Source organism: Bartonella fuyuanensis, from assembly GCF_014197255.1.
GTDB lineage: Bacteria > Pseudomonadota > Alphaproteobacteria > Rhizobiales > Rhizobiaceae > Bartonella > Bartonella fuyuanensis.
Genome location: NZ_JACIFE010000016.1, coordinates 15,474 through 31,906 on the forward strand (window position 1 = coordinate 15,474; position 16,433 = coordinate 31,906).

General features: G+C 33.2%; 11 protein-coding genes, 1 tRNA gene and 2 pseudogenes. 6 read left to right on the plus strand and 8 right to left on the minus strand.

The annotated features are described in order from the left end of the window. Positions 1–721: 721 nt before the first annotated feature. A complete protein-coding gene (locus tag GGR08_RS06000) occupies positions 722–1,456 on the minus strand; it encodes an SIMPL domain-containing protein (RefSeq protein ID WP_183194463.1) in 735 nt (244 codons plus the stop codon). Between the two features lie 172 nt (positions 1,457–1,628). Between GGR08_RS06000 and GGR08_RS06005 the strand changes: the two genes are divergently transcribed. Together GGR08_RS06005 and GGR08_RS08335 are read left to right on the plus strand one after the other, a co-directional pair. Then, a tRNA-Ile gene (locus tag GGR08_RS06005) sits at positions 1,629–1,705 on the plus strand. A gap of 1,454 nt (positions 1,706–3,159) precedes the next feature. Continuing rightward, complete coding sequence (locus GGR08_RS08335; protein ID WP_246350147.1) at positions 3,160–3,342, plus strand: hypothetical protein; 183 nt, start codon at positions 3,160–3,162, stop codon at positions 3,340–3,342. Here the strand turns inward: GGR08_RS08335 and GGR08_RS06010 are convergent. After that, on the minus strand, positions 3,266–3,580 hold the full coding sequence (locus tag GGR08_RS06010; RefSeq protein ID WP_183194464.1) for a helix-turn-helix domain-containing protein: 315 nt from the start codon (positions 3,578–3,580) through the stop codon (positions 3,266–3,268). The genes GGR08_RS08335 and GGR08_RS06010 overlap by 77 nt on opposite strands. A 1,309-nt stretch (positions 3,581–4,889) precedes the next feature. Between GGR08_RS06010 and GGR08_RS06015 the strand changes: the two genes are divergently transcribed. Further along, the gene (locus tag GGR08_RS06015) at positions 4,890–5,201 is read left to right on the plus strand and encodes a hypothetical protein (RefSeq protein WP_183194465.1); all 312 of its coding nucleotides are present in this window, start codon (positions 4,890–4,892) and stop codon (positions 5,199–5,201) included. A 762-nt stretch (positions 5,202–5,963) separates the two neighbouring features. Here the strand turns inward: GGR08_RS06015 and GGR08_RS06020 are convergent. Both GGR08_RS06020 and GGR08_RS06025 read right to left on the minus strand, forming a co-directional pair. Then, positions 5,964–6,143, minus strand: coding sequence for a YegP family protein (locus tag GGR08_RS06020; protein ID WP_142416545.1), 180 nt, complete (start codon positions 6,141–6,143; stop codon positions 5,964–5,966). Between the two features lie 385 nt (positions 6,144–6,528). Further along, the gene (locus GGR08_RS06025) at positions 6,529–7,068 is read right to left on the minus strand and encodes a helix-turn-helix domain-containing protein (RefSeq protein ID WP_183194466.1); all 540 of its coding nucleotides are present in this window, start codon (positions 7,066–7,068) and stop codon (positions 6,529–6,531) included. A gap of 354 nt (positions 7,069–7,422) precedes the next feature. On the opposite strand from GGR08_RS06025, the gene GGR08_RS06030 reads away from it, so the two are divergent. Continuing rightward, positions 7,423–8,478: a DUF475 domain-containing protein gene (locus GGR08_RS06030; RefSeq protein ID WP_183194467.1), complete on the plus strand. Its 1,056-nt coding sequence runs from the start codon at positions 7,423–7,425 to the stop codon at positions 8,476–8,478. A 432-nt stretch (positions 8,479–8,910) separates the two neighbouring features. Here the strand turns inward: GGR08_RS06030 and pncA are convergent, their stop codons facing one another. Both pncA and GGR08_RS06040 read right to left on the minus strand, forming a co-directional pair. Next, positions 8,911–9,519, minus strand: coding sequence for a bifunctional nicotinamidase/pyrazinamidase (gene pncA, locus GGR08_RS06035; RefSeq protein WP_183194468.1), 609 nt, complete (start codon positions 9,517–9,519; stop codon positions 8,911–8,913). 46 nt (positions 9,520–9,565) lie between these two features. Continuing rightward, positions 9,566–10,108 carry a hypothetical protein gene (locus tag GGR08_RS06040; RefSeq protein ID WP_183194469.1) on the minus strand — a complete coding sequence of 181 codons (543 nt, stop codon included), beginning with the start codon at positions 10,106–10,108 and terminating at the stop codon, positions 9,566–9,568. A gap of 167 nt (positions 10,109–10,275) precedes the next feature. On the opposite strand from GGR08_RS06040, the gene ettA reads away from it, so the two are divergent. Both ettA and GGR08_RS06050 read left to right on the plus strand, forming a co-directional pair. After that, positions 10,276–11,925 (plus strand): energy-dependent translational throttle protein EttA, encoded by a 1,650-nt coding sequence (ettA, locus tag GGR08_RS06045; RefSeq protein ID WP_183194470.1) that lies wholly within the window; start codon positions 10,276–10,278, stop codon positions 11,923–11,925. A 608-nt stretch (positions 11,926–12,533) separates the two neighbouring features. After that, positions 12,534–13,472 carry an ArsR/SmtB family transcription factor gene (locus GGR08_RS06050; RefSeq protein ID WP_183194471.1) on the plus strand — a complete coding sequence of 313 codons (939 nt, stop codon included), beginning with the start codon at positions 12,534–12,536 and terminating at the stop codon, positions 13,470–13,472. 2,465 nt (positions 13,473–15,937) lie between these two features. Here GGR08_RS06050 and GGR08_RS06055 read toward each other — a convergent pair. Next, positions 15,938–16,252, minus strand: a pseudogene (locus GGR08_RS06055) (DUF7146 domain-containing protein); the annotation flags it as partial. 101 nt (positions 16,253–16,353) lie between these two features. After that, a pseudogene (locus GGR08_RS06060) lies at positions 16,354–16,433 on the minus strand (helix-turn-helix transcriptional regulator); the annotation flags it as partial.

Consider the following 16,433-nt stretch of genomic DNA (forward strand, 5'->3'; position numbering starts at 1 on the left):
TTATTTTAGGTTGCACATTTTATTCTTCGCCAGTTTATAAAGCGATATTTCAATAGGTTGTCTTCATTTATATGAGATATTTTACGAATATTCTCTTTTTATCCAGGCAGATTTTAAGAAAATGGTTTAAAGTTTGCATTGAGTTAAATCTTTTTAAGAGATAGAAATATATGAAATTCAACTTTTAATTTTTTCGTTTTTTATAGATTGTTTTAGTTAAAAAAGTATACTTAAATTTATGAGTGGGGAGATTCTCTTTTGAAAAGTAAGGGAAATTAGAAGAGAGTTCCATTTCTGAGTGGAAGAGTCTTTGTGACGGCGGTGGTTTTTGTTGTCTACACAAAGTTAAGGGTGAGAGGGGATACTGTGTAATCAGCCTTGCTTGTCGTCTTTTAGATGGGGGACTTACAGGTATCGAGGCTGTGTTCATCGTATCAATTATATCAGATTATCTATCATCAGATATTACAACAGTTAAAATAGTGCGTTGGTTTCCAGAAAAGTTATGCTTATAGATTAATTTATGAAGGGAAAGATCTCCTGTGGTAGCATCCAATGAGATTAGGGGATTCTTATACGTGCATAAAGAACGGATTTTGCATGTGGGCACATAAAGGTTTATGAAGACAAATTATTATACTGAAGTAGATTATCTCGATCACATTACTGGACTTCGGTGTGAAGGCCAGTGATATGATTTTTTGATGCAAAGATTGGTAATTTAATCGATCGCAAAGACTACTGTAACACTCACATTATAACTTAATTCGCCACCTGTAAAATTTGTATCTGCGTAGCCTGCTGCTTCTCTGCTCATGAGACGTGGCGTGAGATGATAATAGTCATCTTTTTCATTGATTTCAATAATTTTTCCTAATTTTAAATTAGCTGCTTGCGCTATCGTTTGCGCTTTTTCAATAGCTTCAGTAATGGCTTTTTCCCGTGCTTTTTGATAAAATGGTTTCGTCTCTGCATTGGTAAAAGTAATGCCATTAACTGAATTAACGCCCAGTGTCATTGCTTGATCAAAGATTTTACCAGCATTGGGAAGATCACGAATGCGTACGGTTAAAGAATTTGAAACATGATAGAGTTTTTCATTATTCTTTTTTTCGTAGGGTTTATCAGGATTCGATTGATAAATAGATAAGCCTGATGTTTGCAAATCATTTTCCTGAATACCATTGTTTTTAAAGGCTTTTATAATATCGTTGATAGATTGATTATTGGCAGCTAATGCTTTTTGGGCAGTTTTGTCATGGGTAACAACGGCTAGATTAATAATTGCCATATCTGGTGCAGCTTGACTTTCTCCGATTGCAGTTACTGTAATCGTTGCATTTTTTATTTTATTTTCTTCAGCATGTACAGTCAATGAAGCGCTTAAGAGCGTAAATGCTAATATAACGATTTTAACTAGAGAATCCTTTAGTGATTGAATTTTTTTTTCTATCATATTCATTCCTTTATATTTGCCAGTTAACTACTCTCTCATTTTAAAGAGTTCTTGTTAAAGAAACTAGAGCACTAGAAAAAAAACCAATAGATAAAGAGAAAAAGATAGGTTATAATTCAAAGCAGCTCTTGTATCCTAGAGCATTTTAGTTTAGAGAGGGACAACCTATGTAGGGCCTGTAGCTCAATTGGTTAGAGCCAGCGGCTCATAACCGCTTGGTTGGGGGTTCGAGTCCCTCCGGGCCCACCAATAGGAAAATAGGTAGCTTATGTATGAAGTTTTAAGATTTTAACGTTTTCTTTTTTTGATTTGTTTTCCTGTTTGTTTTAAATTTCTTTGTCATTTTTTATTGCAGTTTTTTCTATCAGTTGTTTAAATATAGAGTGAAGGTGTATTTTTCAGCTTCACCCAAGAAATGCTTTCACTTGCAACATTTAGAGTAGTTTATATGTGTTCACTGGTTACTTTCTTAACTCATACGCTGTTTTTTATTTTTTCTGTATGATGTTTTTCATAAAACAGGTAGCCAAAATCTTTATTAGGTGCATTTATTTACGCTTGTTCTGCAAATGAACTGATATCAAAAAACTAATTTTAAAGCTTATGCTTGTTTAGAACAATTGGCTTGAAAAACATTTAGGTGCAAATTTGCTTTTTTCTGAGTGATGTTAATGTTTTTTCGGCGTTTGAACAGAATTATCATGATGAAAGTTTGTATATAAAAGAATATGATCCATAAGCACTTATATGTATTATGGGGGTAACAATGATAATATTTGTTAATATATTCTTTTTCCCAAGAGAGGAGTTCTTTCTGATTTTTAAGAGATGTTGTTTATAATAACGGTAGAATGTTTTCTGAAAAGAATTTGATCAAATTTTTATTTTAAAAGCCAATTGAAAGAGTGTCGACTTTAGCTTGCGTCCTTCAAATTATTATTGTAATAAGCAGCTTATTATTCTGTAAGATGTTTTTTATGATATTGGAAAATTCGTTAAAATGCCGTTTTTTGCTTTTTTGTATTTACTGCTTAATGCTCAAATTATAGTGTTTTCGTGTGATTCGAATTATGATTGAAGAGCAGAAGTTTTTTTGATTTTATTCTTAAAATATATTGGCAGGATTTCAGTAAAACTGATTCTTTGTTTTTTAGTACTACTATTTCTATTCATGATAAACATTTAGATCAGTATTTACAAGGTGCATTCAGAGGGGAGGTTGCCTGTAAAAGTATTGCAGAGTGTTAAGCGATACAGTTATTTATAATAACTTATTTCTATAACGTTGTTATATTCTTTCTTTGCAATATTATTTAAAAAACATAGATGATGCTATGTAGAATAAAAGTGTGATATATTTTTCTTCACAATAAGATTTTTCATGTTCTTTTAATATTAGATCTCAGAAGTATTTTCAGAGCTATTTTCGCATTAATTTATTATTGGTTCGAATCATAAGATTTGCGTAACATTATTCGCATTGTTGATAGAAGTGATCATACCAATTTTCATAAGAAGGTCTGGATCGTGCGATACTTTCTGTTTCACCATGGTACATGACTAGCAGAACTTTATCTGATTTTATAAAATAAATTTGTACACAATTGCTTCCATACTGCCTATTGCAAATATTTTTTTCTAAGGTATGAGATATATTTTAAACGCTTTAGCGTTATATAGTTTGATTATCCTGGAGTATGACTATGAAGAATAATAAAAAATTTGAGACAACTTTATCCGATATTATTGTGAAATGGGAGTCTTTGTCGACAGCTCAAAAGCAAGCGATATTGGATAGAGTAGAAAATTCTACAGATGCTGCTCATTCAGCAGAACATTTAAGGCTTCAATCTTCTTTTTATCTCCAGACGAAATCAAAGTTATGAGTTTTAAGTCTTCATCAGAGATGTTGAAACCAGTTATTACATATATGGCACTCGCATTTCCTAGTGTGTTTAAAATAGCCATGAGTTTATCTACTGAAGGTCTCTTTCCTCCGTTTATCATTTGTTGCACGTAATTTTGCCCACATCCTGCAGCTCTGCTTATTTCAATCATTGTTCGTCCGTCACTTTTTATCAATTCAACTAAGCGTTGGAACCAATCTTTTTCAGTCTTTGTCATTTTTAGACCTTTACATATTTACGCTATAGCGTTAATATTGCATTGCGAATCCAGAATATACGATACAAGGAGCGTGAAAATATCCATGCATAGCTTATGAAGCATATAGAGTTGTTCTTAACTAATAACAAAATGTCCCCATACACTTTTAGATTCGAATCAATAAAAAATGGTTGCTTAAGTTCTACGGTTGTGACGAAATTAGTGCATATACCAGAAACGGCAATACACTTTCGCGTGTTTAAGAGATTTTATCGTAATAGTATACGCAGCGGTATTATAAATCAAGATATCCCCCTACATCGGTATTTGTAAAAAATTCTGCATTAAGTTGATGGGTGAGTATAACGAAACTTTATAGCCTTAAAATAATAGGGCAATAGCTGTAGAAAAGATATAAATTCATGGGCAAAGAATGCTGATTTTTCCTTTTTTGTAATAAATTAGATTACTACCAAATGGTATATTGCCTGTGTACGTTAAAAATTGGGAAATATCAAAAAATGATTTTGGATATTTTATTGTGTATGAAGATAGTCTAATGCACAAAGGTAGTTATTTGGTAGGGTATACAATCAATCAATGCTTCTATGAGGATGGATGTATCTTTTATGATTCTACAGTTTATAATGAAGTCTGTGTTTACAATAAGATATTATTTATAACAATGCATTAATTTATGGTTGTATGGAGGTTTGCGCGAGCTCACATGGTTATGAAAGGGAAAGACTTTATAGTTATTTGAATATACGCAGGGTCCGTATATCTACGCTAATGTGGTTTTTTTGTCAAGTTTTGAGCGCTCAATGTCTTGAAGTTTATAGTGATGCTCGTGGTTGTAGAAAGGATCGAGTTTATAATAATGCTTTAGTTTGTAGGGATGTAAGGATTTGTGGGAAGATAAAATTTTACAGAAATGCTATGCTTTGTGATACTAAAGATTTTTATAATAATGAAAAGTTTTTGATGTGGAGCCGCATTCTACATAGCGTAAAAGAGAAAGATCGGAACGGTTCGAAAAGCGTGTATTGATTTTATTGCGTCGTTAGTTTTTTTGAAGTTCCTTATTTTTATATATTTTGTGTCAATAAATGTATCGCAAATAATTGGTGTGAGCATGTGGTTTTAGCTGCTTTCAGAGTATTTTTTTGCATCATTGATCAATGTTTTTAATGGCGGAAAGGCAAAAATAAGAATTCCGAGTGTGATTCTTCATACTTGGAAGAGGAGATTTATTGCATTCTTTTTTGATTGAGGATGAACAAACAATTAGTCAAGTTAATTACTTGAGCGAATAAAGGAGATCTAAATGAGTATAAATGAAATTTTATCAGGATTAATGGTTGTTGTTTTGTTGTTCAGTGGGATTATATTTCGATTTACTTTATATTATCGCGGGCAAGTTAAAGCTCTAAAAAAGGAATCCAGAAGGATAAAGCATGAATTTTTAAGGGATTCTATGAAGATGACTGAAGAACGAGATAGAGCTATTCGAGAGCAAAGTATGGTGATTAAAAGACGCGATCAAGCGATTGAAAAACTGAAAAAACAAATTAAACAATATGAAGAAAATGAAAAGAAATCTCAAAAAGTGCTTAAATCTGAAGATGATAAAGAGTGATTGTCTTCATATTTTGCATCGAATTTATGCATTAAAAGGTCTGAGAATGGGTTAGAAGGATTGGGAATAAATGAGAGAGATAAATTTAATGAAGTCAATTATGGATCTAGTGTGGGATTGTATTGGCACGAAGTTTTCAGGTTTACTTTGGTTTATAAAAAGGTGTAATTTTCTAAGAGGGAGTGTCATTGATCATAAAATAAGAGGTTATGGTAATATACTAGTTCATAGATATGCTAAGCTATTGCAAATCCTATATATAAAATTCAGTCATGGTTATGATGATGTTATCTTATTGCTGAAAACCATTTTGCATGTTCCTTTTAGATATGAGAAATAGAATATTACATAGTTTCAACCAATAGGCGTAGAAAATTCCCTGATAATGGAAGAAAGGGATATTTGCTTTTTATGAAAAGGAAGTAGATAAATCAGTTATGATTATCAGGAAGAGAAAGATGAACGTAAGAGATATCGATATCTGGTAGAGAAATTACATTTTTAACCCATCTTTTCTTCATGTGTATTTTTTATGAAAAATACAAGATCTGAAAGATTTATTGTTTGATAGATGCTATAGAGATCTGATTTATTTGAAAACAAACATACAACCTATGAAAATTTAACTATCATTCATAAGTGCTAGAAATAACATAAAAATTTTCTTCTATTGAGGAAAAATCAATCATTTTTCATTTACCACAAAAATAATCTAAAACCTCATTATACAGAATAAATACTTGTCTTAATGGTTAAAGAATATCAGGACTGCAGTTCTCTAATAAGAGCCTTATGCGTAATTTCTTTGATTTGTTCAATGTTTATTAAAATGTCTTGTTTTGTTGGATAACCTTTACTAGAAAAAGCAATTTTTTGTGCATCTCCTGAGATTAAACGCCAGTACCATTGATTGTGAACTCCTTGAAACACTTCAAAATACATGTTTCCCACCTCATAAAATAGCTGATAATTTTCAGGATAAATATTCAACTAACCCATTTGTGAACATTAATGTATGTCTCTATAGGAAGCCGTCAATATATTCCCCTTAAATTTTCTGACTTTTAAAAATAATTTCTATGAGAGCTATTATTCTTTTAACAAGAAAAAATTTCTTGTCAATAAGATATAAGTGAGAATTTTATACTATAAAATTATTTTTTTAAATTTAATAACACTACACCTTCATTTACTATGCAAATGTCTTTATTATTGTTACAGAAAAAAATATACAAAATCCCACCAGTATGGACAAAGTAAAAAACACTTTTCTCCATACTGGTAGAGCTTAATCATCACTTCTTACTTTTTCTTTTGAAATAGACATTTATTGGTTTGCTATAATCTCTTTTTGAGATATGCTTCGTATGAGTAAATCAATAAATAAGCTCAAGGTATAAGAATTAGCTATTTTGGCTTTCATATCGATCAAGGAGGTTGCAGTTTTAGGGTTAAGGCCATTTGCTAAACCTTGCTTTGATAAATATTGTTGCAACTTTTCATAAGAGCGATCGATTTTTTCTTGATCTAGCTTTTCATTACGATCGCTGTTAGCAAGTGTTTTTTCAAGCCCTTCGATTTTTTTAATAAAATAATTCCAATCAAAATCACCCTTCGTATATTCGGTGTCAAACATTTTTCCTTGTCCAGTTAAAAGCCAATTAATATTGACACCATATAACGTACGGTATGTCTGTAAAACACTAAGATTAGGTTCTCTCTCGCCGCGCTCATAAAAAGCAATGGAATTTTTTGTCATGCTAAAATTTTTAGCTAAAGTTTCACGTGACGGATCACCTAAAGCAAGGCGTATATAACGTAAACGTTTTCCAAATATGGTTTTTGATTCAGTTTCAGGACGTGCCACGAATTATCTCCCTCAGTAAATCATCATGGTATAAATTTTAAGCAATAAAAGCACACTATGTATTAATATTCTGTGACGTAATGTCAATATTATAGTTTTAATTTCTCTTTATTTTTTTATTTTAGCGGATAGAAAGCAATCTCTAATTTATATATAAGAATTAACTATTCACGCCAAAAAAAATTGTGTTTACCGCACATTGTTTCTTGTTTTGTTGAAAAAAAATTCATGTAACTTTACCATGTGTTTCTATACACTTTTGGATTAATAGATGCAACTTTAAAGACATGCAAGCTTTGGATTTATACTGTATGTGCTGTAGTTGAACTAGAAAATAAACTTTGAGGAATGATCATGGTCCTTTTTCGCTATTTTGGGTATGCTTTTTTTTTCACGATTATTGGTGTCTTTTTAGGAGGAATTATTGGTTGGGTTGAAACAGGAAGCATTACTGGTTTTCTTAAATATTTTTTTATTTGCTGTGTTTTAGGAATCTTGGAAATTTCTTTATCTTTTGATAATTCTATTATCAATGCACGTGTTCTTAGTCGAATGGGTCCGTTATGGCGTCGTCGTTTTCTTATATGGGGCATTTTGATAGCTGTATTTGGGATGCGGGTTATTTTTCCGTTATTGGTGGTTGTTGTTGCTGTCGGGATTAATCCAATTGCAGCAGTCAAATTAGCAATATGGGAACCGCATCGATATGCTGAAGTTTTAACCGATGCGCATGTGGGGATTGCTGCTTTTGGAGGGACTTTCCTTATGATGGTTAGTTTAAGATATTTTTTTGATTCTGAAAAAGAGGTGCATTGGCTTAATGCTATAGAGAAACATGCTCAAAAGTTTGGGGAATTTGTTGGGATTGATATTGCAATTGTTTTGATTTTGGTATTATTTGTTTCAGCTCAGCTTGGCGCAGAAGATAAAGTAACTTTTTTATTGGTGGCTTTTTATGGGCTTTTGGCTTTTATAGGTGTTGAAGCTGTTGGCCATCTCTTGGATACTCATAAAAAGGCCTTAAAGACAGTAGCTCAAAGGGGATTAGGGGCGTTTCTTTATTTAGAAGTTCTGGATGCTAGTTTTTCTTTCGATGGTGTGGTTGGTGCTTTTGCCTTTTCACACAATCTTTTTATTATCGTAATAGGGCTTGGTATTGGTGCATTTTATGTTCGTTCTATGACAATTATGTTGGTCGAATCAGAGACATTATTGCATTATCGCTATTTGGAGCATGGTGCTTTTTATGCAATTTTAGTTCTTGCTGTGATGATGTATCTGCAAACAATTATATCTGTTCCTGAAGTATTCATAGGACTTGTAGGAGTCTGTATTATTGGTATAGCATTGTACTCTTCAATTCGTTATAAGCGTTGTCAATTGGATAAACATGTTGTATCTAAATCATGAAAACTTCGTATTTTCTCACGTTCTTGTTTATCGCATGTCTTTGAATAGAGAATAGTATTGCATGCAAAAGAAATACTATTTTATTGCTTGTTTTTATTCTTTTTTAGTTGAATTCATTGCATGATTCCGTTCATGAAGAGAATAATGTATAATCTTGCGATATTTTTGGGCTTCAAAACAAAGTGCATATTTTTGCCAACTTTCAATCCAATGACAGTTCTTGCACTTAACGGTTCATAAGAAGCATTTTTTCTGTTGTTTTGAATGATTTTTATCCATATATCGGCTCTATTTATAACATAGAAAGAGTATAGTTTTAAGATAGGTCTGCAATGAGAGAATTTCATGGTATTTTAGCTTCTTAATTTAAAATATGTAAAAATAATTTATATAAATTTAGTGTAATGTAATGATAGGTTGGAAAAGAATGTTTTAAGAGACCATTAATAGTTCTATACCAGCTTCGTTCATCGTTTTAAGCATAGTGTTTAGTGAGCCGTTTACATCAATACCAGCACAGGCATTTAATGAAACACTGACTTTAAAACCGCATTGTACGGCGTGAAGAGCAGAAAATCCTACGCAAAAATCAGTTGCTAAGCCACACATGATGAGCTTGGTAAAACCGTGTTCTTTGAGATAAACTTGTAAACCTGTTGGCGTTTTTTGATCATTTTCAAGAAAAGCAGAATAACTATCCATTTTTTGATTGTAGCCTTTTCTAAGAATAAGTTGTGCCTTTTCCATTCTAAGAGATGTATGGAATTCTGCTCCTTGTGTTCCCTGTATACAATGATCAGGCCAAAGTATTTGAGGACCATAGTCAAGATTGATGGTATCATAAGGCCTTTTCCCAGGGTGGCAGGAAGCAAAGCTGCAATGGTTTTTGGGGTGCCAGTCCTGGGTTAAGATAACATGGTCAAAACGATTTATGAGATTATTGATGGTGGGTAAAACAGCATCACTTTGTGGTACTGCAAGTGCTCCACCTGGTAAGAAATCATTTTGAACATCAATGACGATTAAGGCTTTTTTTTCCATGGATGTATTCCTATCAGGAGATGAGCTTTTATTGTATTTAAAAAAGCTATATTTCGTCTTGAAGTTTTGAAATGATTTGTCGGATATTGTTATTATTTTTATAATTATCAAGCCAAAAGAGGGGAATGGATAAGTTTTTATAATTCGTTCTATAGTTTTTTACGAATTGTAACCACGTCCCAATGGGAAGTGCGCTATAATCATTTGTTGCTATATGTTGAAGTAAAGCCTTCATGATCATTGGGCTTGGGACATCAGATCCCATAAGGCGTCGGTCGTTTTGTAACCGTAGTTTAAGCCACATCAAGGCAAGGGGTGAAGACCATTGTTTTCCATAACAAAAAATCGATGAAAAAAGGGAAGGATTTTTTACTGCGTAATACAAAGCCCATAAAACAAAAAAAGAAGGTGCATAGAGAATTGCTTTTCTTCCTGGTTCTATATTACATTGATAAGTTGGTTTAATACGATAAAAACGCAGAATTATAGCTGGTATAGAAAAGAGAGGGAATGTTTGATAACATGTATCAGGTACAGCTAAAAGGATTTGCTTTTTGCTTTTTGCTTTTTGAAGGTTGTTTTTTTGCATTCAGAACCGTACTAGGGCTTGAGAGATTAGAAAAAATGTACCAATATAAAATGAAGAGTTTTTGATACGGTGTAAGAGTTATTTACTGTACAGTTTCAAAAAGCGGAAGCATTTTTTTCAAAATTATAATTTTTAATATCACCTAAATACAATACAAAGAGAAATTTATGGTACGTCAGTTTATCTATCATATGGCCGGGCTCAACAAGTCTTACGGAAATAAAAAAATTTTAGAAAATATTTATTTGTCTTTTTATCCAGATGCGAAGATCGGCATTTTAGGGCCAAATGGTGCAGGTAAATCAACTATTTTACGTATTATGGCTGGGTTAGATAAGGAATATACGGGAGATGCATGGCTTTCTGAAGGAGCACGCTGTGGCTATCTACCACAAGAACCTTTGCTTGATGCAAGCAAAGATGTGCGTGGCAATGTGATGGAAGGTGTTGCGGATAAACAGAAGATTCTTGAGCGTTATAACCAATTGATGATGAATTATAGCGAGGAAACGGCTGATGAAAGTGCACAACTTCAAGATATTATTGATAGTCAGAATCTTTGGGATTTAGAAAGTCAAGTGGAAATGGCTATGTCTGCTCTTGGTTGTCCGCCAGCCTATGGGGATGTAACAAAGCTTTCAGGTGGTGAGAAACGGCGTGTTGCACTTTGTAAATTGCTTTTGTCAAAACCTGATTTGTTGCTTTTGGATGAGCCGACAAACCATTTAGATGCTGAAACTACGGCTTGGCTTGAAAGGCATCTACGTGAATATCCTGGAGCTGTGCTTTTGATAACCCATGATCGTTATTTTCTCGACAATGTCACGGGTTGGATTTTAGAGTTAGATCGTGGTAGAGGTATACCTTATAAGGGGAATTATTCTGCTTATTTGGAGGCTAAAGCCAAACGTTTGGCTCAAGAAGGTCGTGAAGAGGCTGCACGTCAACGTGCTTTATCACGTGAGCAAGAATGGATCGCTTCTAGTCCCAAAGGGCGACAAGTGAAGTCAAAAGCTCGGATTAAAGCTTATGATGAGTTGGTTCAGGCGGCACATGAGCGTCGTCCTGGAGAGGCGCAAATCATTATTCCTATTGGAGAAAGATTAGGACAAGTTGTCATTGAAGTTGATAATCTCTCTAAAGCTTATGGTGGACGTGTGTTGATTGATTCTCTTTCTTTTAAACTTCCTGCTGGTGGCATTGTCGGGGTTATTGGGGCTAATGGAATGGGAAAGTCTACTTTATTTAAAATGTTGACGGGACAGGAACAGCCCGATTCAGGTCAAATACGCATTGGTGAAACAGTTTCTATAAGTTATGTGGATCAGAGTCGCGATTCCTTGTCGAGTAATAAAACTGTTTGGGAGGAAATTTCTGGTGGAAATGATATTATTAAGTTAGGCAAATATGAGATGAATAGCCGCGCTTATTGCGGGGCTTTTAATTTCAGGGGGGCAGATCAGCAGCAGAAGGTGGAAAATTTATCGGGAGGGCAGCGAAATCGTGTACATTTGGCGAAACTTCTAAAGGAGGGTGGGAATGTGCTTCTTCTTGATGAACCGACGAATGATCTTGATACTGAAACATTGGGTGCATTGGAAGATGCATTGGAAAATTTCGCTGGTTGTGCGGTTATCATATCGCATGATCGTATGTTTCTTGATCGATTGGCAACGCATATTTTAGCCTTTGAAGGTGATGGTCATGTGGAATGGTTTGAAGGTAATTTTGCGGAATATGAGGCTGATAAAGCTCGTCGTCTTGGTGCAGAATCCCTTAATCTTAAGCGTGTAAATTATAAGCCTCTTACACGCTAAAATTTCTTATTTTATTGATCCCTTTGTTGAAAAAATAGTATATTTTTGTGTTCATTCTTTCAAAAATAAAGTGTATCTACATCGTAGAAGTTTTTATTCATTGGAGAGATTCAAGATTTTTTATGAGATCATGATGTAAATAAGGCTATTCTACGAATGTTCTGATCATTACGCATTGCCATTTTTACTTAATAAAAATGTAAGCTAGAATTGTTATGTTATTTGCTCTCTTCCAATGTTGCGTAATGCTTATTGTGAGATGGCCATAAGAGGTATTTTCATTTAGTTCTATGATTTCTTATTCATCCTATTTTTCCCTGTGTATAAAGTATAAGAGAATAATTTTGGCTAGTTTAGCATAAATAGATTCGAAATCAAAAAACACGATATTTTATTTTTTCACTCAAGTTAGAAATGACGAATTACTATAAATTAGTCTATTATCATTATAGAGAGAAGCAACGGGATGAGATCTATTAGTTTTTACGGTAGCCTATTTTTTTCATATTATGATAAAATAGCGGGAACAAAATAGATGAGAATATGTGCTTTATGCTTGACTTTTTTTCCTATGAACAAATGTTTATAAGAATATTTAAGGAATGGTTATGAAAAAAAGTGCAAGTTTAGATGGAATGATTGTACTGCTGAAAACGGTAGCAGTAGTGAGCCATTTACGTGTTCTTATGCTTTTGAAACATGAAGATTTAACAGTTCCTGATTTTATTTTTATTCTTGATCAGTCGCAAAAGCGTATATCTCAACATATACGTTTATTGTCCGAAGCACGATTGATTGAGCGTTATCAGAAGGGAAATCGCCTTTATTTTAAGCTTTGTCATGATTTTTGGGGCAAAGACATTGTAATGGGTGTCCTTTCGGCTTTGTCAAAGCATGATGTGATGTTAGAGCACGATTTAGAACGTTTGAAGGATGTTAAAAAGCAGCGTCAAAAAACAAGGCAGCAGCATTTTTTACAAAATACATTGCAATGGGATGTATTACGATTATCCTATATGGCGGATCCTGCTGTGGGAAATGCTTTACTTGAAATCGTTGGCAATAAACCATTTGAGACGCTGTTGAATATTGGAATGGGTGGAGACTCTGTCTTAAAATTGTTTTCTAATCTTTATACGCATGCGGATGAAGTCGTCCTTGATAGCAATGTTTTTCACTTTTCTGTTGGAGATACAATTTTTGATTTAATCATTCTTCATTGGGTTTTACATTTTCTTGAAAGTCCTGAAATATTTCTTCATGAGATATCAGGGAGGTTGCGTCCTCATGGGCGTTTGTTGATTGTGGATTTTGGTTATCATAAAATTGAGTCTTTACATTCTGATCAAGCGCATGTGCATTTTGGATTTTCAATTTTACAAATAGAACAATGGCTTAAAAATGCAGGACTTATTCTAGAGAAAACGGTTTGTCTTACTCCTCCACAAAATAAAAGCAGCAAGGAGGGCATGGTTACACTTTGGCTTGCTCGTGATCCGCGTTTATTGGTTGATGATCTCAAAGATAAACAAGTAGAATTTGCATAAATTGTATTTATTAATGGTTTTAGTTTCTGATTTTTATCAAGAAATAACGCAGAGATAAAAATTTATTCAATCATTGAAGAGTTATTATTTTTTACATGCAAGTATTGGTATTTCATAAGGGCATGGAGGTTATGTAATGAAAGCACCTTTTATAGAGTAAGCTATGAAGATAGTCATTTAAGGTGTTTTGCTACCATATTTGTTTTATTAGACAATAAATTGATTTAAAAAAATATTTCATTTTTTAACTTCAATAATAGGATCGAATACAAGAAAGTTTTTTCATTTCAACTCTTCTGTTTTAGAATCCAAAGGTATTTGTTTGACTGTTACAAGAGCAGATTTTTGTGTAAATAACATCGTGTAGAAAAGGAAATCTACCTCTCATACGTTTTCTAAATGTAAAAGTAATTGCAATATAATGTGGTGATGATTCGTATCTTCATAAATATCAAAGATGGTGGTGCCCAATAGATTTTAAGTTGTATTTTAAATGATACAACGAGACGTCACGAAACAGGCTAAGATATCTCTTTAAAACAAGACCTAGCTGAGAAGTACCTTAGAGTTTTTCGTGAGGAAGGTGGATAGATGCTGAAAAGAATGAAAAAAGTAAAAGCGTAAGACAATGCGTAACGTTCATTATTTAAAACGTACGGTTATGAGCATTTTTGAAAGGCGTAAAGCTAAATGAAAGGGATGGGTAATAAGTTGTTATTTTTAGATTTTTATATTTCTTTCCAAATGAACGATGGTTTTTTCTTTTAAGATTCTTCAAATAGACATAAATATTTTTACTCTAATTGAGTTTAAAAGCAGAACAGTTCGTAGGGGCATTCATCTTGATTTTTATGCAAATATAGCTGATGTGTTAAGAGTTGGTATTGATGCTAAATAACAGCAAAATAATGTAAATAAAGCCGTGAAAATACTTATAGACCAGTAGTGGATTGGAGCGAATTCTGGATTTTATAAAACATTTTACTAATTACAATCATAATACATTTAGCGTTATGATGCGTACAAGTATTCATGCAAATTCTTTTCATTATCTTTATAAAGTCAAATTGAGATAGGTTTCTTCAGAGGAGGTGAAAGAAAAGTGCAATATTATACCATAATTTCATGTATCTTTATCATTAGAAGAAATTTAGAAGCAATTAAGGTATTAAAATTGAATAAGTCCGTTATCTTTTCAAAAGTGAATTTCTTCTTTTTTTCATGTTTGTACGCTCATCTTATGGCACATCTCGCGGATGATATCACGTAAATTCATAAGGCACTGCCATTTTAGTTTAAGTAAAAGCTGTAAGCTGGTATCATTATTCTGTTTTTCAGTTTCTCATATTGCTTCAGATCTGCTGAAAATAGTTCCTAGAAGGTGTTGTTATGTCATTTAATGATGGTCTCTATTCCCATGCTTTATTTATTATTTCATGGGTTAATTAATAAATGATAGGAATTAAGAGAAAAGTTTGCACTGATTTTTATTCGTTATGTTAAAATGCATTGAAATCTGTTGGCTATTGTAAAATGGTTTATCATTTTTTGGAATGATCATTCGATGTGATTCGAAACAAATACCTTTGGGGTTTTTATTTTTTCGTAAAATTAAGCTGTTTAAATTTTTCGTTTATATTGTTGTGTAAGCGGTTTCAACATATTTTAAAAGATCATTTGCAGAACTTTTTATGAAGATAGCTAGATTTAGTTTATCTAATTTATTTTTTTGTTTAAACAATCCATATCTTCTTTAGAGCCGATGTTTTTTCTTTTTATGATGATAACCGTTGTAGGATAAGTGATTCTGCTTTTATGTACTTTGCTTTTTATAGGGTGAATGCATAAAAATTACTGGTTTTTTTAATTATGACTATCAGAGTTGTGAAAAAATTACAATGGTCGTGGATTTTAATTGATGCTTCTTGAAATAAAATTGCTTCAAATTGGATCAATTTGAACTTTTTTGCCTAAATATAACCATTTTTAAACAATTTATCATTCTTTTATGTTTTTTTACGTCGAAGATGATAAGAATTTCTTGTTGTTTTAAGAATTTTATTCCATAGCAGAAGTATCGCACCAGCTATCTTAGTGGTTGATGTGAGAAGACGATCGGGGAACCTCCTCCCCCCCCCCCGCGTGGATCCCCTAGATTGTCTGGCCTGACTGAGGGTTTCTTCAGTCAGGTTTTTTTGTGGTTGTTTTTAGAGTTTTATAAGGTGTTATCTGGAGATGTAAGATCTGTTCTGCTATGTACGGAGATGGGTAGTTATCATTTAAAGGGGTATTATTCTCTAAAATATTTTTATTATTTTGTGTCATGTTTTTTTCCTTAGAAAAGAGAGAAGATCGTTAAAATATGCGTTATGCGTAGCTTGCCTCATAAGGACCTCAAAGGCTTGGCTATAGGCACCCATAGCAAAGGTAAAATCAGCTAAAGTGTTTTTGATTGGTTTGCTTTATTGCCAAAATGCTTTTGCTCTCTCTGCTTTCTGTTTTGCTCATTTGAGATCAGCACAAAACTGTTTGGAGAAAGAAAGCGTATGATCATAAGTTTGTTTTCTAGGCAACCCAATTCTTATGAGCGCTTGTATGATCTCTCTAAAAGAGCAGCCAGCATAACAATAGAGCAAGAGACGCCCATCATGCCCATTGGCAAGGGATAAGCTAGGCAGCCTATCATCATGAGCAGGGCAACGGGCTGTTCCATAACGCCCATGCCAAGTACCACGCAAGGCACGTGTGATACCTTGCGCATTCTTAAAAGAACACATCATTTTAAATCCTATAACGTTGCATCACAGGACGGATTGTGCTATCTTTAACCTAGTGTGTTTTTTGAGAAAGCCTTGTCCGTTCTTACGTGACAAGGTTTTTTTTATGCCGCGTCACTTTGACGTTGCTGTTTTGCTTGCTCGATGACATTCAAGAGATCTGATTGTAACCAACGGGATAAAA